Raw genomic sequence first — 20,193 nt, 5'->3', positions numbered from 1 at the left:
GATGTTTAGTGATGACAATATTAATAAGAGTGCTAAAAACATAAATTTGCATTATAATATAAGTGAAAGTATCATTGAGTAATTCTATATTTGATAAAATGCTTTAATTTGACTTGTTCAAACCCAACAATCCAATCTACTTTAGTAAAGGAGGAGAATAAAATGTCAAGAGGCTTTTGGACAAAGATTAATGAGAGTTTAAATGAAAAAGGGATCCTATATGAAAAAAAAGCTAAAGCAATCTCAAATCTAAGTGTTATTGCAGGTATTGTTATTATCATTGTATTCTTCATAGTATATATGTTTTTTATTTAAGCTCTTTTAGTCTCTATCACATATTACGTCGTTAAACCGTTGTCTTAATAGGCAATTTCATCCCTTGACATAAAATCAAATTGTGCTATAATAAACTAGTCGCAATAATTATAGACATTAAGGGAGTAGATGGTGGCTGGTGTTGCCTCTGGTCTTCAAAACCAGTTTGAGGGGTTAGGAGCCTCTTAGGTGGGTTCGATTCCCACGTACTCCCGCCATATGAATATTAAGAGCTTATAGGCTCTTTTTTATTGAGCAAACAATGGAAAAATATAACAAATATTTTCTTGGATAATTTATATCAGAAGGATAAAAAATAATAATGACAGAGAAGGTGAAATGAAGACGTAGGTTTAGTCCGTGAATGTCTGAACTAATTGACTTAAAGATTTTCGCCTTCTCTGTTATTTTTTGTGTTTTTTAATAACCAGTTTATTTGACAAATCGGGAGGGTATGGATATTATTAACTTAATATCTATATAAATTATAGAGAGGTGATTGTATGAATTTCCTTGATTACCTTAGAAATAAAGGCTATAAGATTACAGCCCACCGAAAAGCCATTATAGAGATTTTTAATAGCAATCCCCTACGGCTATATACTGCTTCGGAGGTCTTAGAAGAAATATTGAAAAAGGGCCATTCTATAAATTTTTCTACAGTTTATAGAAATTTGGAGGTTCTTGAGGATGCAGGGATCATCAGAAGAAGCAATCTTAATAATGGAATTAATTATTATGAAATTAATGGAGAAGATCATCATCATCATTTGATTTGCTTAGGCTGTGGCAATACCTCCACCACCGGCTATTGTCCAGCTGAAGAAATTAAGTTAGCTGTTAGAGATAGCAATTTCACGCCGGTGGATCATAAGTTTGAGATCTATGGTTACTGTAAAAAATGTAAAAAAGAGTAACTAGTATAGTTACTCTAAATAAATATATTTAATCAATTATTGTGATAACCTCGTTGATATCCTTCCTTTGAGGACTGATAATCTCTTGGTCAAGGGGTCTGCCTAATGGAGTCATTGCCGCCAAATGATACCCATCTTTAGAGAAGTTTAAAAACCCTTCAATCTCCTTGGCAGCGAAATTGGGTCCTGTCATCCAACAGGTTCCATATCCCAAGGCTGCAGCAGCCAATTGAAGATTCTCCATTGCAGCTGCAACATTTTGAATGGCAGTGGATGTTTCCAATAGACGATCTGCCTCCTCAACCTTACCAGCTGAGATTAAAGCATTGTAGGCCGATAATTTATAGGGTCCAGCAAATATTAATATTAACGTTGGAGCATCCTTAAACAGAGTATGGTACCTTAGAAACTTCATTAAATCCTTTGCTATCTCATCATCAGCTGTCTTAACAAGTTGATGGGTTTTATCTTCTACCAACTTAGCAATTTCCTGTATTTTCTCTTTGTTATTCAAGATGACAAAATGCCAATTTTGCTGATTTTTACCTGAAGGGGCATGGGTAGCAGCCTTAATAATTTCCATCAATTCTTCCCTATGAACCTTCTCATCGGTAAATTTTCTAACACTTTTCCTTTTATAAATAAAATCCAGTTCCTTCATATGTGAATCCACCTCCTATCTGATAATATATAGCATATTATGTGGAAATTCAACCAAATTTATATTAAAATAAAAGGGAAATGATCTTCTTATGGGTATTAATAGTTTTAATTCTTAATTCTTATTTCTACATTCTCAATTCTAAATTCTTAATTCTATTAGGGGGGTTTTAAATAATGAATAACGGTTGGAAAAAGGTAGCTAATGTATATAATGATGTGGAAGCCGCTATAATACAGGATATTTTACAGCTAGAGGGTATTGAGTCAATGGTTTATTATAGATCAGGCACAGGATATTTAAAGATTTTAACAGGCAATATAATCGGAACTAAGGGTGCTGATATTTGTGTGGCTCCAGAGGACGAAGGAAGGGCATTGGAAATCATCAGGATTTTTAAAGAAGAAGAAATTACGGATGATGAAGAATAAAAAAAGCTACTCTATTGATAATAAATAGAGTAGCTTCTTTTTAGGATTTTTTATTCCTTTGGTGTAGTTCTTTCTCTCTCTCTAAAAAGTAGAGTTATGGAGTATACTCCTGCAATACCCACAAGAGAGTAGACAATCCTACTTAATAACGAGGATTGACCGCCAAACAATGTAGCAACCAAATCAAATTGGAATAATCCAATAAGTCCCCAGTTTAATGCGCCTATAATCACTAATAGGAGAGCTAATCTATCCATAATTTCAACTCCTTTACCTTTAGTCAATTATAGTATGTATCAAATTTATAAATTCATGCAAAAAATATTATTAGATTGAATACTCTAACTAAAAAGTTAACTCATAAACCTTTTCGTTTTCTTCAACCTCACCAGTATCAATAAATCCGAATTTCTTGTAAAACTCCTCCGCACTTCCATCAGCAGGAACTACACTTAATCCAAAGGTTTTAGCATTTGGTAAGCCCTTTACGTAATCAATAATTAATTCCATCGCTTCTTTACCATATCCTTTGCCTTGATGGTTTTTGTCAATCATAAACCTCCAAAGGAAATATTCTGCCTTCTCTTCATCTTTATAGAGCATTACGAATCCCACTGCTTCATCCTGGTCATAAATACCTCTAAACCATGCCTTTTCCTCATAGTAGGCTTGAGCAATTGATACAGAATTTGGTGCTACAAGATTTTTTTGATTATCTGCTACATCTAGCTTTAGTATGGGTCTTAAAGTCTCCTTGGTAATCTCTCTTAATTCCACCATTACTATTCCCCCCTTTATATCATTCAGTATTTCTATTTAAAACACTTTAGAATTTAACAATAATACATATTTTTCTATAAATCAACCCTTTCTAATAAGGTTTGATACCCTTCTTATACTATATATTGTATAAAGAGGAGTCTATATGATAAGATGTGTAAGAGAGTGGGGCTAATGATATTTATAAAAATTAAAAATAATGAACCCAAGAAAAGGGTAAAACTAAGAATATACCATATATTTTTAAATCCCTAAGGTGAAGGTTGTTGAAACAGGAGGTCCTATGAAGAAAAATTTAACGTTAAGGTTAATAAAAGGTGGTAAAGGGCCCAATATCGATTATACTTTTAACAAAGCCATAGTTACTAAGAGCAGATTAATGGGAACAATCGCTTTAAAAATCCTTTGGACAAAGAATCATCAACGTAGGGTCCAATGGTTTATTCTAGATTCAGAGGATCATGGAATTTTTGATTATGGGGAATATCATGGAGATTCCTCATTAAAGGAAGCCATGTTGACCCAAAGATTTATGGGGCATTTGGGTGGGAGGTTTGTTTCCCTTAAAGAAAAAGAGGCTCTATTCTTAGTTCAACATTATGCAATTCTTAATAAATTATTCAATAAGGAGCTACCCCAGAAAGAAGATTATGATTTTATTCTAAAGAAAAAGGTATCCCTTTCAAGCCCAGAATTAGAGGTCTTAAACACTAAAATTTTTGAAACACTAGATACTGTTGAGGAGTTATTGCATTATTATGTCATGAGGGCTGTTGGCAATGACCCTAACGGTATGCAGTATTTACTTAGTAAAGAGGCTCAAGAATACATTATTGATTATAAGCCAGTTAATAAGGCTTCTGTTTTATTAAAAAATGAAATTTCCTTATGCCTAAAGGGTAAAGAAATAAGCAGCTATATCGTAAGATCCATCATAGATACAGACGGGAGTTATACTCTAGTCAATTCAATGATCAAAGTAGATAGAAAGGAAAAGAAGGTAATTGATTCAGAGATTACAAATATTGTCCCGATATCACCAGAAGCCGTTGCTGAAGAAATAAAAAGAATCGAATACATAAGGGTTTTCAAAGTCATCAATGAAGGATGTTTAACTAGATGGCTGGAAAGTAGCTCTATAAATCTATTAAATTATGATTTTCATCAGGGTAGAATGCTGGTTGAATTTAGAAAAAATAATGACCATGTAAAAAATAGTATTTTTCAGATTAGTGGAGACATTTTGGCTATATACTTTATAAACAAATTCAATCAATTAATAGTTTGCTATTATAACTCTGATGATTTTGATACCATATACAATAAAACCTTAAATATCAATGATGGAGATTGTATAAAGGAATTATGCAAATTCCAGCTTAGGGCTTCTGTTATTTATGAATATGCAGAAATGAAGGAAATGGATTTCTTAAAATATATGAATGAACACCACCTGGACTCATTCACCAAAGTATAAAAATTTCATTAAATGGTTAAAATAACCTCCTAGAAGGATAAGGAGGTTTTATTTATGAGAAGAAGAAAAAAAACTCCCTATGTAATCACATTTTTTATAGCTCTTTTGGTATTTGGTTTTATTGGCTTTGCTACAGGCTATTATGTATATCAAAATAGATTAGCAGATCCACCTGACATTTCATTAGAAGATCCCAATAATAATCCATTATATAAGGATCCTCCTGATGTCAATAACCCTGATCATGACCCCGAAAATGAAACTCCAGTAACTAGGAATGAGTTATCTATTGGATCAACCACTAGGGTGGTCTTTAGAACCCTTTATACCTCTTGCCAAAGCATAAGAGACAATGTCATGGAACCTTTAAATGAAATGATTGGCTTAAGGGAGAGTTCCTTCAAGGATTATGTAAAAGACAATCTATCTGAATGGCAGGTTGTTCGCTTTTCTACAGATGAAGTAGTTTTATTTAGAAGGTTGGATCAAATATGCCCTGATCATTTCTTTGTAACTGAGCTTGAAGGATATATAGCAGTTTTCCGCTTTTCAGAAGATGGGGAAAAAATACTGATTGAGAAAACATCAATCCCTATTTCGGTATTACCAGCTATTGATCAAGATAAGCTTAAAAGGGGAATTATTCTAAAGGATAGAGATGAGGTAAATCGTTTGTTAGAGGATTATAGTGGATAGAGGGGAATGAAGAATGAAGAATTAAGAATGAAGAATGAAGAACTAAGATTGAAAATCAAGCAGCAACAATCCCAAATAGCTACATTATGAAAAGCACTTTGTTAACTTAATTAGTAAAAAGAATTATATGTTCTAATAAAGCAAAGGAATTTGAGAAATCAGATTCCTTTTAATTTGCTTCTAAATAAGAACAAATTTTCGGGTTCATATCGCAATTTCTACTAGTTTATGTTAAACTAAATAAAGAAAAATCAACAAGGGGGCTTCGACTATGGTTGTATTAGGTATTGATCCAGGTATTGCTATAATGGGTGTAGGAGTGATACATTATGAAGGCAATAAATTTAAGCCCCTCTACTATGGTGCCATAAAAACCAGCAGTAAGGATTCCACCGACAATAGATTAAGAAATATTTATAATCAATTATTGAGTTTAATAGAAGAATTTAAGCCCGATGCTGTCGTTATTGAAGAACTCTTTTTCAACAACAATGCAAAAACGGCTTTTCTAGTTGGACAAGCCAGAGGTGTAGCAATCTTGGCTGCTTCGATAAATAACACCAAAATCTATGAGTACACTCCCCTTCAGGTTAAGCAAGGGGTGGTTGGATATGGAAGAGCAGATAAAAAACAGGTGCAGCAAATGATCAAAATCCTTCTATGTCTTGAGGAAGCACCCAAGCCAGATGATGTTGCAGATGCATTGGCCATAGCTATATGCCATGTTCATTCGGGAAATTTTAAAGAGATGTTTTTAATAAAATAAGATATCAGGAGGGATAGACTTGTTTGAGTACATAAAGGGTACTGTTTCAGAAATTATTGTGGATAAAATTATTCTTGAGGTAAATGGGATGGGCTACCGAATTAATAGCAGTATAAATAGCACTTCTAACACACGTGTTGGTGATGCAACTACTATTTTTACTCATTTAGCAGTTAAAGAGGATGAAATAAGTCTGTATGGTTTTATATCTCGACAAGAGTTAAATATGTTTAAGCTACTAATGACGGTTTCAAAAATAGGACCAAGGGTAGCAACTGCTGTATTATCCACCTATACTCCTGAAAAGTTAGCTACTTACATAAGAAAAAACGATGTGATGGCAATCTCCAAATGTCCAGGTGTGGGAAAGAAAACTGCTGAAAGAGTAGTGCTTGAACTAAAGGATAAGGTTGAAGACTATGGTATTGATGTCAACACAGGTGTAACTGTTATAGATGATGGGAATGGAGATTTGCAAGAGGCAACAGAAGCCCTATTATCCTTGGGCTATAATAGACTTGAAGCAGAGAAGGCTTTAAAGGCAGTATATAAGGATGGAAGCAATTCTGGTGAGCTTATTCGAAGAGCCTTAGGTTGGCTGTCAAAGTAAGGGGTGGATTTTGATGTTTAACGAGGATAGCAAAAGAATCATAACAAACGAAATAAGACAAGAGGATATCGATATTGAGGGTAGCTTAAGACCTCAAAGCTTAGAGGATTACATAGGACAAGATAAAGTTAAGGAAAGACTTAGAATTTATATTGAAGCAGCTCTAATTCGGAAAGAGGCACTAGATCATGTTTTACTATATGGTCCTCCAGGATTAGGAAAAACCACTTTATCCAATATTATTGCCAATGAAATGAGGGGAAACATTCGTATAACTTCGGGTCCTGCAATCGAAAGACCTGGAGATCTTGCAGCGATATTAACGAATCTATCTGAAAAGGATGTATTATTCATTGACGAAATCCATCGCTTAAATCGCACTGTTGAGGAAATTCTATATCCGGCCATGGAGGATTATGCCTTAGATATTATTATTGGAAAGGGCCCCAGTGCCAGATCCATCAGATTGGACCTGCCTAAATTTACCCTAATAGGAGCCACCACTAGAGCCGGATTATTAACATCCCCCTTAAGGGATCGATTTGGTGTTATATGCAAGCTGGAGTTATATTCAAACCAACAATTGACAAGGATCGTCAATAGATCTGCAAAGCTTTTAGGGGTTTACATTGATGAAGAAGGTGCTTTAGAAATTGCATCTAGGTCTAGGGGGACCCCGAGGGTAGCCAATAGACTACTGAAGCGTGTAAGGGATTACGCACAGGTAAGGGCCGACGGAAGAATCACAAAAAACGTAGCAATGGAAGCCCTGAAGCTTATGGAGATTGATTTTCTAGGATTAGATCAGGTGGATAGAAAAATGATTACAACCATTATTGAAAACTTTGGTGGGGGACCTGTAGGTGTTGATACCTTAGCAGCATCTACTGGAGAAGAAAAAAACACCATAGAGGATGTTTACGAGCCCTATCTTTTACAGCTGGGTTTTATTAATCGAACTCCTAGGGGGAGGGTGGTTATGGAAAAGGCCTATAGGCATTATCATATACCCTTTAATGAGTAGGTGATGTTATGGAATCTATTGGTAAAACCATTATAATGGTAGGTATCGCTTTAATTGCTTTAGGAGGCATTTTAATGATAGCATCTCGATTGGGGCTAGGTAAGCTACCGGGAGATATTGTCATTTCTAAGGGGAACTTCACCTTTTATTTTCCAATTGTTACAAGCATCCTTTTAAGCCTACTGTTGTCTTTAATTCTAAGAGTATTTTTAAAGAAATAATTTAAATTCTTATCATTTTGGAGCTCTTTATAGGGTCTTACTGCACCTAGGCTTTATAAGGCTTTTTGTTATGGTTCTTTTTAACTAGTAGATTTTTAAAGGAAAAGACCGAAGTTTGTCGAATTTATATACTTTATAACTAAGGACTGAGGAGAGGATCGGATGAAAAGAATGAAAGGGCTAATAATTATAATACTAACCATAACCATCTGGTTTGGAGGGCTACAAACCTTTGCAGCCTTTGACAAATCCACCCTACCTAAGCAAATAGATATAGGGCTTTATTTTGGATCAACAGCAAAATCTACCCTACAGGTGAAAACCTCAATGGGTTTTGTAATAGGAAAATATGATGGAAACAATTTCAACCAAATTGAATTACTATTGTCTGATAATGAAATAATACTAAGGAAGGACTCCTATTATGCAGGTATGGGAGGGAATTATGTTGAGTACACCGGTGATATTCATAAAGCTGGAAATTTAAACATACAGGGTCCTTATCATCTGCAATTGGGAGATACCTATAATTCTTGGTATGAGGCTAAGGAATTTATGGAGAGCCTTGCAACAGATGAGAAGTTATTCATTGCCATAGATGAAGGCTATAAGGTTTATACAGGTCTATTTATTACTGAAGAGGTTGCTCGAGAAAAGGCTGAAGCTTTAAGGGCAGAGTTATCTTTAAATCCTGAGGTTGTTCCTCCCTCCAGCTATATGGTGCAAGTATTGAGTAAAGAGGGGAATCCACTTTTTATGTATAGCAGCAAGGAGGGTATTTACTTATCTGCCTTCAATGATAAGGGAGAAACACCTTTATTGAATCTTGATGGAAGGAATTTTAGAGGTGAGGTAACTGCTAAGAGGATGGAAGACAATGATATGGCCATCATTAATAGGGTAAATTTTGAAGAATATCTTTATGGCGTTGTTCCCAAGGAGATGTCCTATAATTGGCCGATGGAAGCATTGAAGGCCCAGGCTGTAGCAGCCAGGGGCTTTGCAGCTGCATCTATGAATAAGTTCATAACCAAAGGCTTCAATTTATGTAGCACAGTAAATTCCCAAGCCTATGGAGGCTATGATAGTGAGCACCCCAACACCAATAGAGCTGTAGATGAAACAAAGGATATTGTTATGACCTATGAAGGGGAATTGATTATTCCCTACTTCCATGCCAATAGTGGGGGTCTAACGGAGGATAGTGAAAATATTTGGTCGGGTACGGTACCCTATATTAGAGGTATCCAAGACGACTATTCTTTAAATACCAATCATTCAACCTGGTCAAAGAATATGACAATGGATGAAATAAAATCAGCCCTTTTGAAAAACAATATAGATATTGGAGACATCCTAAGTATTGAAGTAACATCTCGTTCAAAAAATGGTAGGATATTAACTATGGTGGTAAAGGGAACAAAGGGTGAAGAAGTTCTGGAAAAACAAAAAAGCAGAACCATTTTTGGCCTTCGGAGCTCATGGTTTGAAGTAATTCAAGAGGGTGGTAGCACAGCTATGGTTATGGCAGCAGAAGGTAATCCAACCTCTATGAGTCTTCAAGGGAAAAACCTATTATCTGCCTCAGGACTAAAAAAGATAGAAACTACCACCAAAATAACTGTTTCCAATGGAGAAACCAATAAGGAGTTTCACGGTACAGCAAATTCCTTTGTCTTTAATGGAAAGGGATACGGACATGGCTTGGGTATGAGCCAGTATGGTGCAATGACGATGGCGGAATTAAGTTTTTCATATAAGGAGATATTATTGCATTACTATACAGGTATAAAGGTGGAATAGATATGAAAACCTCAGATTTTAATTTTGACTTGCCCCAGGAGCTGATTGCTCAAACACCCCTTAAAGAGAGGGATCAATCAAGGCTAATGGTTCTAGATAGAAAAAGTAGCAATATTGATCATAAAATTTTTAGTGATATTATTGATTATCTAAGTTCAGGGGATTGTCTAGTGCTGAATAATACTAGAGTAATTCCAGCTAGACTATTTGGTGAAAAGGAAGGAACTAAAGGGAAGATTGAGTTCTTACTATTAAAGCAAATCAAGCTAGATACCTGGGAGGTACTGGTGAAACCCGGAAAGAAGGCGAAACCAGGAAACTGGTTTACCTTTGGAGAAGGTGCCTTAAGGGCACAGGTGAAGGAAGTAACCGATGATGGAGGTAGGATTGTTGAATTCCATTATAATGGTGTATTTGAGGAGATTTTAGACCAGCTAGGGAATATGCCTCTACCTCCATATATAACAGCTACGCTGGAGGATGCTGAAAGATATCAAACGGTATATTCAAAGCATAAGGGTTCAGCTGCAGCACCTACAGCAGGACTACACTTCACTAAGGATCTTTTAAAGAAAATTGAAGATAAGGGAGTATCCATTGTTTATATAACCCTACATGTGGGCCTTGGAACCTTCAGACCTGTAAAGGTTGAAGATGTAAACGATCATAAAATGCATTCTGAGTTTTATATGATTGAAGAAGAGGCTGCTAGTAAAATTAATAAAGTAAAGAAGGATGGTGGGAAGGTTGTAACAGTAGGAACCACCTGTTGTAGAACCCTTGAAGCTGCCACTGGTGAGGATGGCATACTAAGAGCCGGTAATGGCTGGACGGATATTTTTATCTATCCTGGATATGACTTTAAAATGGTAGACTGGCTAATTACAAACTTTCACCTACCAGAATCTACCCTCATTATGCTGGTTTCTGCCCTTGCAGGAAGTAACTTTATCATGGAGGCCTATCATACCGCTGTTAGAGAAAAATATAGATTTTTTAGCTTTGGGGATAGTATGCTTATTAAGTAAATGATTAATGTTGAATGCTGAATGGAGAATTAAGAATTGAGAATCAAGAATTGAGAATTTAGAATTAGAAATTCAATTAGTAATTAGTAATGAGTAATTGAAAATACAGGTAAGAGATTCTAGATAATAAATGTATTTAAATTTGCAAAGCAAATTTCTACATTAATTCAACATTCAACATTTAACATTCAACATTAATGTATTAACTGAATTTAGAAAGGTGATTAAATGGCAATTAAATACGAATTTATTAAGGAATGCAAGCAAAGTGGTGCAAGATTAGGAAAACTACATACACCCCATGGAGTTATCGAAACTCCCATTTTTATGCCCGTTGGAACCCAAGCAACTGTAAAGGCCATGACTCCAGAGGAATTAAAGGATATAAAGGCTCAAATCATATTAAGTAATACCTATCATTTATATTTAAGACCAGGACATAAGCTCATAGAAAAGGCAGGAGGATTACACACCTTTATGAACTGGGATAGGCCTATTCTAACAGATAGTGGAGGTTTTCAGGTATTCAGCTTAGGGGATTTAAGAAAAATATCTGAGGAGGGTGTGGAGTTTAGGTCCCACTTAGATGGTTCAAAACATTTTATTAGTCCAGAAAAGGCAGTGGAAATTCAAAATTCTCTAGGATCAGACATTATGATGGTCTTTGATGAATGCGCTCCATATCCTGCTGATAGACAGTATGTTAAGAATTCATTAGAGCGAACAACTCGATGGGCTAAAAGATGTAAGGAAGCCCATAAAAATACCGATAAACAAGCCCTTTTTGGAATTATTCAAGGGGGAATGTATGAAGATTTGAGAAAGCAAAGCCTAGAGGAGCTATTAGAGTTGGATTTCCCAGGTTATGCTGTTGGAGGCTTAAGTGTGGGTGAGCCAAAGAATTTAATGTATGAGGTGCTAGAATATACAACTCCATTCATGCCAAAGGATAAGCCTAGGTATCTTATGGGGGTTGGTAGTCCAGACTGTCTAATCGAAGGTACCATTAGAGGAATAGATATGTTTGACTGTGTTTTACCAACACGGATTGGTAGAAACGGAACAGCCATGACTAGCCAAGGGAAAATCGTTATAAAAAACGCAATCCATACAGAAGCCTTTGAGGCTTTAGACCCTGAATGCGGATGCTACACCTGTAAAAATTACAGTAGAGCTTACCTTAGACATTTATTTAAGGCAAATGAAGTTTTAGGGCTACGCCTTTTAACCAACCATAACTTATATTTTCTATTGAAGCTTATGGAGGAAGTAAGACAGGCAATAAGAGAAGATCGGTTGTTGGATTACAGAAATGATTTTTTCGCTAAATATGGTTATGATAATATATAGGTTAGGTGAAAAATAAAATAATTCTAAATAATTAAGAGGAAATTTGTATATTATGTTGAATTAATATTGAGTGAATAAAAACATAGGGTTAGGAGGGTACATATGAATTTAGCTAATTTACAAGGATTGATAATTCCTTTGGGGTTTCTTGCCATTTTTTACTTTCTAATTATCAGACCCCAACAGAAGAAGGATAAAAAGATTAAGGAAATGAGAAATAATCTTAAAATAGGAGATGATGTGATCACTATTGGTGGTATTCATGGGAAAATCGCCAAGATTAAGGAAGACATCATTACTATTGAAGTAGGCGCAGATAAAACCAAGCTTTCAATGGCAAGATGGGCAATCGGAAATATCGTTAATAAGTCAGCTGACGAAAATTAGAAATTGAAAGATACGATTAAGAATCGTATCTTTTTTTATTGGCATAAAACTGAATAAAATGCATAATTATTGACTATAAAGAGCTTGGAGGTGAAATTATAATGTCCACTAAAAGAAATATAAGTAAATCTGCAGGTCCCCTAAACCTATGGATATATTGTAGAGCCTTGATTAGAGGATATTTATTATCGTTAATATTATTTTTAGTATCAGGAGCCCTGATTGCCTTTACATCATTGGGAGAAGGGATCATTTCCATTATTACTTCAATAATTCTGATTCTGAGCGTAGCCTATGGTGCTATTTATATTGCAGCTAAAATAGGCTCTAGAGGATGGCTCCATGGCGCAATTGTTGGATTAGCCTATATATTAATTTTGGTTTTCTTCAGTAAGCTATTCATATCTGAATTCTCTTTTGATAAGTATGTATCCTATAGAATCTTGATAAGCGTAGCAACAGGGTTTATAGGCGGTATGATTGGGATCAATGTAAAATAAAATTGTAAATTGAGAATTGAAAATGGAGAATTATCAGAATCGCTATACTGACATTGAAATTTTTGGGATTCAAGAAAGCCACTCTATCTTTATAAGATTTCTTAAGTTTATGATGTAGTTAATTTTCAACTTTCAACTTTCAACTTTCAACTTTCCATTTTGTCACTTTCAAATTGCATCATTTTTTCCTTTCGTTTCCTACTCCTTTGTGTTATAATTTTTATGATATATCTTTTGGAAAGGGGTCTACTGATGAAGCACATAAAAACTCTAAGCGGCGCAACATTGGCTAATAGTGCAGCAAAGGGCGGTTGTGGAGAATGCCAAACCTCATGTCAATCAGCCTGTAAAACATCCTGTACTGTAGCAAATCAAGAATGCGAAAACAAGTAATTTAAAAGGCATCTACATAACAGCAGCAGTGACAATCACTGCTGTTTTTCGATGATTTTAGGTTAAATTAAATAACCTTAAGATAAAGTATAATACTTGAGTAAGTAGGAAGGAGATTTATTTATGATTCATAAGTTTCAACAGGGTGGCAGATATATTTTAATGGATGTTAACAGTGGAGGGGTCCATCTTATAGATAAGCTTGTATATAAAATACTTGATTATTATCCAGATAAGGGTGAAGCAGAAATTGTAGAGATCCTTTCCAATGAATTTACTGTCTCAGAGGTTAAAGAAGCCCTAGAGGAAATTCATCTATTGGTTCAAAATGGATTGTTGTATAAGGAAGATCACTATCATCAGCATGAAAGCTTTAAGAACAAAAAGCCTGTGGTTAAGGCCCTGTGCCTTCATGTTTCCCACGATTGTAATATCAGATGTAAGTACTGCTTTGCATCCCAGGGAGATTTTAAAGGTCAGAGAACCTTGATGGATAGCGAAATAGGAAAAAAAGCAATTGATTTTCTATTAACCCATTCTGGCAATCGAAGAAACCTAGAGGTGGATTTCTTTGGAGGAGAGCCATTACTAAACTTTGAGATGGTTAAGGAGATTGTGGATTATGGTAGGGAAAGGGAGAAGGAATACGGAAAGAATCTTCGCTTCACCATGACCACCAATGGAGTTTTATTGGATGATGAAAAAATGGATTATATTAATAAGAATATGCATAATGTAGTCCTTAGTATAGATGGCAGAGAAGAAGTAAATGATACTATGAGATACACAGTAAAGGGAAAGGGTACTTATGATGTAATTCTTCCAAAGCTTAAAAAAATGGCTGAGATCAGAAATCATGAGGGCTATTATGTTAGAGGAACCTTCACCAGCTTTAATCTAGATTTTTCTAAGGATGTGTTACATTTAGCTGATTTAGGCTTTAAAAACATCTCAGTAGAACCTGTGGTGGCAGAAGCAAACCAGGATTATGCTATCAAAGAAGAGGATTTACCTACGGTATTTAACCATTATGAACAACTAGCAGAGGAATATGTAAAAAGGAAGAAGGAGGGAAGGGACTTTAACTTCTTTCACTTTATGATTGATTTAAATCAAGGGCCCTGTGTTATTAAGCGGATAGTAGGCTGTGGAGCAGGTGCTGAATATATTGCTGTAACACCAGAGGGAGATTTATATCCCTGTCACCAGTTTGTTGGCAATGAAGACTTTAAGATCGGAAGTGTTGTTACTGGTGAATTAAATAGGGACATGTATCATAGTTTTTCTGAGGCCCATGTATATAATAAAGAAAAATGCACCCAATGTTGGGCAAAGTTCTACTGTAGCGGTGGTTGTCATGCCAATGCCTATAACTTCAACAACGATATCATGGTCCCCTATGATATAGGCTGTGAAATGGAGAAAAAGAGGGTTGAATGTGCTTTGTATATTCAAGCTCGATTATTAGAGGAGGAAGATTAAATGATCAAGGCATTAAAAAATCGAATTCCAGAAATCCATGAAAGTTGCTTTGTAGCAGAAACTGCAGATATAATAGGTGATGTAAAAATCGGAGAAAATAGCAGTATATGGTATAAGGCTGTAATAAGAGGGGACGATCAAAATATCACCATAGGAAAAAATACCAATATCCAAGATAACGCGGTTATCCATATAAGTCATCTCTACTCAACCATTATCGGAGATCATGTAACCATTGGCCATAGCGCCATCGTCCATGCTTGCAAGGTAGGTAACAACACTCTTATAGGCATGGGGGCAATCATCTTAGATGGAGCAGAGGTAGGGGATGACACCATCATTGGAGCAGGCTCACTGGTTCCACCGGGTAAAAAAATCCCATCCGGTGTATTGGCAGTAGGTTCCCCTGCCAAAGTAATTCGAGAATTAACTGATGAAGAAAAGAAGAGTCTCTTAATATCAGCTGAAAAATATGTCGACTATGGTAATATCCATAAGGTAGAATAACCCTTTTGAGAAAGGTTGACTCTATGGTATATTGCGTATATAATTAAAATTGTGATAATTAGGTTAGGGGGAATTAACGGATGAAAATAAAAAACGTAATCATTTTTATACTACTCTTAGCAGTTGTAGGAATATCCGTCTTTACAGCTATTAATGGGTTAGAAATAGGCGATTATTCTATTAAGCCTATGAAAGATTCAATTAGACAGGGATTAGACCTTAGGGGTGGAGTATATGTGGTTTATGAAGCCGACACCGATGCAACCGGTGAGGAGTTAGATAGAATGATGGAACAAACCATTGGAATCTTCAACCATAGAATTAACTCCATAGGCTTAACAGAACCAACGATTGTCAGAGAAGGAGACAAGCGTATTCGAGTTGAGCTTCCAGGTGTAGAAAATGCTCAAGAAGCCATTGATATGATTGGTAAGACGGCCCAATTAAAGTTTGTAACCTTCGATGGGGAAGACGTCTTAACTGGTAAAAATGTTAAAGGTGCTGAGGTTACCATTGAAGAGGGCAGGCCTGGAGTTAGCCTAGAATTCGATGGTGAAGGTACCAAGCGATTTGCTGAAGTAACTACCAGGCTAGTAGATGAGTATGGTCCTCAGGATGATGGTAGAATTATCTATATTATGCTGGATGACGAGATTATTTCTTACCCTGCAGTTCAAGATAAAATATTAGTTGGTATGTCTCGTATTTCAGGGAATTATACCGTTGAATCTGCCTCATATTTAGCTACCCTCATTCGTGGAGGTGCTCTACCCGTTAAACTGGATGAGATTCAAAGTTCAACAATTACAGCAACCCTTGGAGTGAATGCTTTAAATAGAAGTATTGATGCTGCAAAAATTGGTATAACCTTAGTGTTGCTATTTATGTTGATCTATTATAGATTACCTGGATTAGTGGCAAATATTGCCCTAACAGTTTATATTCTCATTGTTCTTGGAGTTTTTGTAGCCCTAAATGCTACCCTAACCCTTCCAGGTATAGCAGCCTTAATTCTATCAGTGGGTATGGCCGTTGATGCCAATGTAATCATATTTGAAAGGCTTAAAGAGGAGCTTAGAGCTGGTAAAACCGTGAGAGCTGCCATCGACTCAGGCTTTAAGAGGGCCTTTAAGGCAATACTTGATTCAAATGTAACTACCCTTATTGCAGGTGGAGTTCTATATCAATTTGGAACAGGTCCAATTAGAGGATTCGCGCTAACCTTAATTATAGGTATTTTAGCAAGTATGTTTACTGCTGTTGTAGTTACCAGATTTATTTTAAAGCTATTTGTTGGAATGAACCTAACTAAGAACAGCAAACTATTTGGAGCATAGGGGGGTTAGAGAAGATGAATATTATTGAAAAACGCAAATTATGGTTTACCCTCTCTATCCTATTTATTGCATCAGGCTTAGTGATGTCTTTAGTAGGAGGAGTAAATTTTGGAATAGACTTTACCGGTGGAACATTAATGGAAATAGAGTTGAATCAAACACCAGAAGTTCCGGAGGTAAGGGAACTCTTAAAGGATTTCGATTCTGAAGCAAATATCAATCTTTTAGGTGAAGAAAGAACCATTGTACAAATTCGTAGTAAAGTGGACTTTAGCAACAGTGAAAGACTTGAAATTTTCAGTGTTTTTCAAGAAAAATACCAGCTAGAAAGCACTAGTAAAAACTTCCTGCTATCGGAACAATTTGGGCCATCAGTAGGAAAGGAAATTCAGAGAAAAGCCTTATTGAGCATTGGTATAGCAGTTATTGGTATGCTTATCTATATCACCTTCAGATTTGAGATAAGCTTTGGTCTGGCGGCTATAGTAGCTCTTATCCACGACGTTTTAGTGGTATTTACAATTTATTCTTTATTCAGGATTCCAATTAATGGCCCCTTTGTAGCTGCCATCTTAACAATACTAGGATATTCAATAAACGATACCATCGTTATTTTCGATAGAGTAAGGGAAAATCTTAGATTCTTAAAGAAAAACGATTATGCTCAGGTGGCTAATGACAGTATTAATCAAACAATTGTTAGATCAATAAATACTTCTTTAACCACTTTAATCACAATTGTAGCATTATATGTTTTAGGAGTAGAGCAGATTAAGCAATTTGCCTTGCCACTTATGGCTGGTGTAGTAGGGGGTACCTATTCATCACTATTCATTGCCAGTCCGGTATGGGTAATGATAAAGGAAAGACAGCACAAAAAAACTTCCTTTAAGCAGAGTCCTGAAACAAAGTAATAGGAATTAAAATAAAAGGGCAATAATAAGAATTTATTGTCCTTTTTTCAATTGAAAAACTGAGGTGTTATTTGATGAAGGGAAGAAGATGGACCTATAATAAAGTGAATATAGAAAAGCAAAGAACCCTTATAGAGGAGTTAAACATCAGCCCAATAACAGCGAAGGTTCTAATGAATAGGGGAGTTGAAGAGGTGGCTGCAGCCAAATTATTCTTAGAGCCCACCCTAAATCAGCTTTATGATCCCTTTCTTCTGAAGGATATGTTAAAAGTAGTAGAAAGGATTAAAAAAGCCATCATTAATAAGGAATCCATTTGGATATATGGGGATTACGATGTTGACGGAGTCTCTAGTACAGCTTTGCTCCTTAAATATTTTAAAGATTTCCATTATCCTGTCCATTATTATATACCCCACAGGATGGAGGAGGGCTATGGACTAAACACCGATGCCTTTAATGAAATACATAATCAGGGGGGAAAGCTGATCATTACTGTAGATTGTGGCATTACCTCTGTTCAGGAGGTTGATTATGCCAAGGAGCTGGGGATGGATGTAATTATTACAGATCATCATGAGTGTCAAGGTGAGCTTCCAAGGGCCTATGGAATTATTAATCCAAAGCAAACAGATTGTCAATATCCCTATAAGGCTCTTTGTGGCTGTGGAATTGCATTAAAGCTAGTTCAAGCCCTTACCCCCAAAGAGGAATTTATGAAAAGAGTTGATCAATATATTGATATAGCAGCCCTTGCCACTGTGGCGGATATTGTCCCCTTAGTTGACGAAAATCGAATTATTGTAAAGAATGGTCTGGAGGTTATAGCCAATACTACCAATAACGGGATAAGGGCCTTAATCGAAATTTCTGGGCTAAAGGGAAAGAGTATTCATGCAGGTCATATTGGATTTATGCTGGCTCCCAGAATCAATGCTGCAGGGAGAATGGGCCATGCAGAGGTTGGAGTTAAGCTATTAACAACTGAAGACCCCATTGAGGCTATGGAATTGGCAAATTTATTGGATAGAGAAAACAAACAGCGACAACAGCTGGAGATGGAAATCTACAACCAGGCAGTAGAGATGGTGGAGAATGAAGAAAATAACAATAGAAGCTTTTTTGTACTCCATAATGATGGCTGGCATCATGGAGTAATAGGAATAGTGGCATCAAGGATTGTTGAAAAATACTATAAACCTACGGTTATCTTATCTATAGAGGACGGGGTAGCTAAGGGGTCTGCCAGAAGCATAGCCAGCTTAAATATTTTTGAAGCCCTTAATCAGTGTAAGGACCTTTTTCAAAAATTTGGAGGTCATGAACAGGCTGCTGGTTTATCAATGGAAGTCCATCATCTGGAGGATTTTAAAGCTAGAATTAATCAAGTAACAAATTCTTTATTGACAGAAGAGGATTTTTTAAAGGAGCTATCCTTTGACGATATCCTTAATACTGAAGATGTTTGCGACAAACTTTTGGAGGAGTTAAAGATTTTGGAGCCCCACGGGATGGGGAATCCTAGCCCAAAGTTCATAGCTCGGAATCTAAAAACTACCTATCTTAAGGCAGTTGGCACCGATGGAAAACATCTAAGGGCTGAATATGAGGGCGGTAACAAAAAGCTCTCGGCCATTGGTTTTGGACTAGGACCTTTAACAGAAAATATTCAAGCACAAGAGATTGTGGATGTATTGTTTACACCAGAATACAATTATTATAATGGAAGCAAAACCATACAATTAAATTTAAAGGATATGGCAGCAAGGGAAGTGGCAGAAAGCTCCACCATACAAAGGAAATACTATAAAAGCCTCCAAGTTCAAGATAAGGAATGTAAGGAAGAAAACCTTGCAGTTGATGTTCAAAATATTGTAGTGAATGATACGAATGACAGTATTCTCCTTGATTTGTTAAATTCTGATGATCCGCCAATCCTGATTCTTTGCAACACCCTAGAGAAGGCTTATAATCTTTATTATTTAACAGGGATAAGAAGAAGAGGAACTAAAAAGCAATTCACCTTAGATTTTGAGCACATAAATAAATCTCCAGTGTTAGGGGATGTTCATGTAATCATTAATCCCAATATTGAAAAAATTGATTTTAGAAGATATAATAAAATTATTCTATATGACCAATTTTTTTCACCTGCTGATTTCAACTGCTTTGTAGCATCAACTGACCTAGAAAGAACCTACTTTTTCTATAGGGAAAATGATGAAGCTTATAATTATAAGATTCTTGAAGAAACTATACCATGCAGACGAAGGTTAATAGACCTATATAAGATCTTTATGGAGCTTGGTAAAGGGTCAGAAGAACTACCTATGGAGAAATTAATTGATGAAATTATAAAAAGAGTCAACTTTTCCGTTAATGAAAAATTGATACTTAATGCATTAGAATTATTTCATGAAGGAGAATTATTAAATTATTTATTGACGGATAGCTATGTAAAGCTCATACCCTTAAAGGTTCGTGGTAAAATAAATATAGAGGATTTAGAAGCCTATAAAAGCCAACAAAAGTTGTTTTTACAGCATGAAAAATATAAAAAACACATTAGTCAAATATATTTAAGGAGGAAGTAA

The 20,193-nt window shown here is 35.7% G+C and carries 23 protein-coding genes and 1 tRNA gene; 21 read left to right on the top strand and 3 right to left on the bottom strand.

The annotated features are described in order from the left end of the window. Positions 1 to 162: 162 nt before the first annotated feature. The 3 genes from F8153_RS16170 (at position 163) to F8153_RS11930 (ending at position 1,232) form a co-directional block, all read left to right on the top strand. The gene (locus F8153_RS16170; RefSeq protein ID WP_192929789.1) at positions 163 to 315 is read left to right on the top strand and encodes a hypothetical protein; all 153 of its coding nucleotides are present in this window, start codon (positions 163 to 165) and stop codon (positions 313 to 315) included. 121 nt (positions 316 to 436) lie between these two features. Then, positions 437 to 533: transfer RNA gene (locus F8153_RS11935), tRNA-Sec, on the top strand. A 285-nt stretch (positions 534 to 818) separates the two neighbouring features. Further along, entirely contained in the window at positions 819 to 1,232 is a 414-nt protein-coding gene (locus F8153_RS11930; RefSeq protein ID WP_151866584.1) for a Fur family transcriptional regulator, read from the top strand. A gap of 28 nt (positions 1,233 to 1,260) precedes the next feature. On the opposite strand, the gene F8153_RS11925 is transcribed toward F8153_RS11930, so the two are convergent. Then, positions 1,261 to 1,893 (bottom strand): nitroreductase family protein, encoded by a 633-nt coding sequence (locus F8153_RS11925; protein ID WP_151866583.1) that lies wholly within the window; start codon positions 1,891 to 1,893, stop codon positions 1,261 to 1,263. Between the two features lie 176 nt (positions 1,894 to 2,069). Between F8153_RS11925 and F8153_RS11920 the strand changes: the two genes are divergently transcribed. Next, positions 2,070 to 2,324 carry a putative signal transducing protein gene (locus F8153_RS11920; protein ID WP_151866582.1) on the top strand — a complete coding sequence of 85 codons (255 nt, stop codon included), beginning with the start codon at positions 2,070 to 2,072 and terminating at the stop codon, positions 2,322 to 2,324. A 50-nt stretch (positions 2,325 to 2,374) separates the two neighbouring features. Here F8153_RS11920 and F8153_RS11915 read toward each other — a convergent pair whose 3' ends face one another. Further along, positions 2,375 to 2,581: a DUF378 domain-containing protein gene (locus F8153_RS11915; RefSeq protein WP_151866581.1), complete on the bottom strand. Its 207-nt coding sequence runs from the start codon at positions 2,579 to 2,581 to the stop codon at positions 2,375 to 2,377. Between the two features lie 88 nt (positions 2,582 to 2,669). Next, a complete protein-coding gene (locus F8153_RS11910) occupies positions 2,670 to 3,104 on the bottom strand; it encodes a GNAT family N-acetyltransferase (RefSeq protein WP_151866580.1) in 435 nt (144 codons plus the stop codon). Between the two features lie 283 nt (positions 3,105 to 3,387). On the opposite strand from F8153_RS11910, the gene F8153_RS11905 reads away from it, so the two are divergent. The 17 genes from F8153_RS11905 (at position 3,388) to recJ (ending at position 20,193) form a co-directional block, all read left to right on the top strand. Next, positions 3,388 to 4,581 carry a hypothetical protein gene (locus F8153_RS11905; RefSeq protein WP_151866579.1) on the top strand — a complete coding sequence of 398 codons (1,194 nt, stop codon included), beginning with the start codon at positions 3,388 to 3,390 and terminating at the stop codon, positions 4,579 to 4,581. Positions 4,582 to 4,635: 54 nt separating this feature from the next. Then, the gene (locus F8153_RS11900; RefSeq protein WP_151866578.1) at positions 4,636 to 5,277 is read left to right on the top strand and encodes a BofC C-terminal domain-containing protein; all 642 of its coding nucleotides are present in this window, start codon (positions 4,636 to 4,638) and stop codon (positions 5,275 to 5,277) included. A 271-nt stretch (positions 5,278 to 5,548) separates the two neighbouring features. Next, positions 5,549 to 6,043 (top strand): crossover junction endodeoxyribonuclease RuvC, encoded by a 495-nt coding sequence (gene ruvC, locus F8153_RS11895; RefSeq protein WP_151866577.1) that lies wholly within the window; start codon positions 5,549 to 5,551, stop codon positions 6,041 to 6,043. 19 nt (positions 6,044 to 6,062) lie between these two features. Continuing rightward, complete coding sequence (gene ruvA, locus F8153_RS11890) at positions 6,063 to 6,653, top strand: Holliday junction branch migration protein RuvA (protein WP_151866576.1); 591 nt, start codon at positions 6,063 to 6,065, stop codon at positions 6,651 to 6,653. A gap of 13 nt (positions 6,654 to 6,666) precedes the next feature. Beyond that, positions 6,667 to 7,677, top strand: coding sequence for a Holliday junction branch migration DNA helicase RuvB (gene ruvB, locus F8153_RS11885; RefSeq protein ID WP_151866575.1), 1,011 nt, complete (start codon positions 6,667 to 6,669; stop codon positions 7,675 to 7,677). 8 nt (positions 7,678 to 7,685) lie between these two features. Then, the gene (locus F8153_RS11880) at positions 7,686 to 7,898 is read left to right on the top strand and encodes a DUF2905 domain-containing protein (protein WP_151866574.1); all 213 of its coding nucleotides are present in this window, start codon (positions 7,686 to 7,688) and stop codon (positions 7,896 to 7,898) included. 162 nt (positions 7,899 to 8,060) lie between these two features. Further along, positions 8,061 to 9,701, top strand: coding sequence for a SpoIID/LytB domain-containing protein (locus tag F8153_RS11875; protein ID WP_151866573.1), 1,641 nt, complete (start codon positions 8,061 to 8,063; stop codon positions 9,699 to 9,701). 2 nt (positions 9,702 to 9,703) lie between these two features. Further along, the gene (queA, locus tag F8153_RS11870; RefSeq protein WP_151866572.1) at positions 9,704 to 10,729 is read left to right on the top strand and encodes a tRNA preQ1(34) S-adenosylmethionine ribosyltransferase-isomerase QueA; all 1,026 of its coding nucleotides are present in this window, start codon (positions 9,704 to 9,706) and stop codon (positions 10,727 to 10,729) included. A gap of 228 nt (positions 10,730 to 10,957) precedes the next feature. Beyond that, positions 10,958 to 12,079: a tRNA guanosine(34) transglycosylase Tgt gene (gene tgt, locus F8153_RS11865; protein WP_151866571.1), complete on the top strand. Its 1,122-nt coding sequence runs from the start codon at positions 10,958 to 10,960 to the stop codon at positions 12,077 to 12,079. 102 nt (positions 12,080 to 12,181) lie between these two features. After that, the gene (gene yajC / locus F8153_RS11860; protein WP_151866570.1) at positions 12,182 to 12,466 is read left to right on the top strand and encodes a preprotein translocase subunit YajC; all 285 of its coding nucleotides are present in this window, start codon (positions 12,182 to 12,184) and stop codon (positions 12,464 to 12,466) included. 101 nt (positions 12,467 to 12,567) lie between these two features. Then, entirely contained in the window at positions 12,568 to 12,966 is a 399-nt protein-coding gene (locus F8153_RS11855) for a TIGR04086 family membrane protein (RefSeq protein WP_151866569.1), read from the top strand. Between the two features lie 252 nt (positions 12,967 to 13,218). Then, the gene (scfA, locus tag F8153_RS11850) at positions 13,219 to 13,359 is read left to right on the top strand and encodes a six-cysteine ranthipeptide SCIFF (RefSeq protein WP_012063474.1); all 141 of its coding nucleotides are present in this window, start codon (positions 13,219 to 13,221) and stop codon (positions 13,357 to 13,359) included. 123 nt (positions 13,360 to 13,482) lie between these two features. Further along, positions 13,483 to 14,841: a thioether cross-link-forming SCIFF peptide maturase gene (gene scfB, locus F8153_RS11845; protein WP_151866568.1), complete on the top strand. Its 1,359-nt coding sequence runs from the start codon at positions 13,483 to 13,485 to the stop codon at positions 14,839 to 14,841. Further along, the gene (locus tag F8153_RS11840) at positions 14,842 to 15,348 is read left to right on the top strand and encodes a gamma carbonic anhydrase family protein (RefSeq protein WP_151866567.1); all 507 of its coding nucleotides are present in this window, start codon (positions 14,842 to 14,844) and stop codon (positions 15,346 to 15,348) included. Positions 15,349 to 15,428: 80 nt separating this feature from the next. Next, the gene (gene secD / locus F8153_RS16165; RefSeq protein WP_192929788.1) at positions 15,429 to 16,685 is read left to right on the top strand and encodes a protein translocase subunit SecD; all 1,257 of its coding nucleotides are present in this window, start codon (positions 15,429 to 15,431) and stop codon (positions 16,683 to 16,685) included. A 14-nt stretch (positions 16,686 to 16,699) separates the two neighbouring features. Beyond that, positions 16,700 to 17,599 (top strand): protein translocase subunit SecF, encoded by a 900-nt coding sequence (secF, locus tag F8153_RS16160; RefSeq protein WP_192929787.1) that lies wholly within the window; start codon positions 16,700 to 16,702, stop codon positions 17,597 to 17,599. A 74-nt stretch (positions 17,600 to 17,673) separates the two neighbouring features. Next, positions 17,674 to 20,193, top strand: a complete 2,520-nt coding sequence (recJ, locus tag F8153_RS11830; protein ID WP_151866566.1) for a single-stranded-DNA-specific exonuclease RecJ — start codon at positions 17,674 to 17,676, stop codon at positions 20,191 to 20,193.

It is taken from the genome of Alkaliphilus serpentinus (assembly GCF_009017255.1).
GTDB classification, from domain to species: Bacteria; Bacillota; Clostridia; order Peptostreptococcales; family Natronincolaceae; genus Alkaliphilus_D; species Alkaliphilus_D serpentinus.
Note: the sequence above shows the minus strand (reverse complement) of the source record. Positions and strands in the feature narration are given on the sequence as shown.

What these genes read in the sequence shown, in the direction of transcription:
- F8153_RS16170 (WP_192929789.1), top strand. Translation starts at nt 163, where the DNA reads ATGTCAAGAGGCTTTTGGACAAAGATTAATGAGAGTTTAAATGAAAAA.
- F8153_RS11930 (WP_151866584.1), top strand. Translation starts at nt 819, where the DNA reads ATGAATTTCCTTGATTACCTTAGAAATAAAGGCTATAAGATTACAGCC.
- F8153_RS11925 (WP_151866583.1), bottom strand. Translation starts at nt 1,893, where the DNA reads ATGAAGGAACTGGATTTTATTTATAAAAGGAAAAGTGTTAGAAAATTT.
- F8153_RS11920 (WP_151866582.1), top strand. Translation starts at nt 2,070, where the DNA reads ATGAATAACGGTTGGAAAAAGGTAGCTAATGTATATAATGATGTGGAA.
- F8153_RS11915 (WP_151866581.1), bottom strand. Translation starts at nt 2,581, where the DNA reads ATGGATAGATTAGCTCTCCTATTAGTGATTATAGGCGCATTAAACTGG.
- F8153_RS11910 (WP_151866580.1), bottom strand. Translation starts at nt 3,104, where the DNA reads ATGGTGGAATTAAGAGAGATTACCAAGGAGACTTTAAGACCCATACTA.
- F8153_RS11905 (WP_151866579.1), top strand. Translation starts at nt 3,388, where the DNA reads ATGAAGAAAAATTTAACGTTAAGGTTAATAAAAGGTGGTAAAGGGCCC.
- F8153_RS11900 (WP_151866578.1), top strand. Translation starts at nt 4,636, where the DNA reads ATGAGAAGAAGAAAAAAAACTCCCTATGTAATCACATTTTTTATAGCT.
- ruvC (WP_151866577.1), top strand. Translation starts at nt 5,549, where the DNA reads ATGGTTGTATTAGGTATTGATCCAGGTATTGCTATAATGGGTGTAGGA.
- ruvB (WP_151866575.1), top strand. Translation starts at nt 6,667, where the DNA reads ATGTTTAACGAGGATAGCAAAAGAATCATAACAAACGAAATAAGACAA.
- F8153_RS11880 (WP_151866574.1), top strand. Translation starts at nt 7,686, where the DNA reads ATGGAATCTATTGGTAAAACCATTATAATGGTAGGTATCGCTTTAATT.
- F8153_RS11875 (WP_151866573.1), top strand. Translation starts at nt 8,061, where the DNA reads ATGAAAAGAATGAAAGGGCTAATAATTATAATACTAACCATAACCATC.
- queA (WP_151866572.1), top strand. Translation starts at nt 9,704, where the DNA reads ATGAAAACCTCAGATTTTAATTTTGACTTGCCCCAGGAGCTGATTGCT.
- tgt (WP_151866571.1), top strand. Translation starts at nt 10,958, where the DNA reads ATGGCAATTAAATACGAATTTATTAAGGAATGCAAGCAAAGTGGTGCA.
- yajC (WP_151866570.1), top strand. Translation starts at nt 12,182, where the DNA reads ATGAATTTAGCTAATTTACAAGGATTGATAATTCCTTTGGGGTTTCTT.
- F8153_RS11855 (WP_151866569.1), top strand. Translation starts at nt 12,568, where the DNA reads ATGTCCACTAAAAGAAATATAAGTAAATCTGCAGGTCCCCTAAACCTA.
- scfA (WP_012063474.1), top strand. Translation starts at nt 13,219, where the DNA reads ATGAAGCACATAAAAACTCTAAGCGGCGCAACATTGGCTAATAGTGCA.
- scfB (WP_151866568.1), top strand. Translation starts at nt 13,483, where the DNA reads ATGATTCATAAGTTTCAACAGGGTGGCAGATATATTTTAATGGATGTT.
- F8153_RS11840 (WP_151866567.1), top strand. Translation starts at nt 14,842, where the DNA reads ATGATCAAGGCATTAAAAAATCGAATTCCAGAAATCCATGAAAGTTGC.
- secD (WP_192929788.1), top strand. Translation starts at nt 15,429, where the DNA reads ATGAAAATAAAAAACGTAATCATTTTTATACTACTCTTAGCAGTTGTA.
- secF (WP_192929787.1), top strand. Translation starts at nt 16,700, where the DNA reads ATGAATATTATTGAAAAACGCAAATTATGGTTTACCCTCTCTATCCTA.
- recJ (WP_151866566.1), top strand. Translation starts at nt 17,674, where the DNA reads ATGAAGGGAAGAAGATGGACCTATAATAAAGTGAATATAGAAAAGCAA.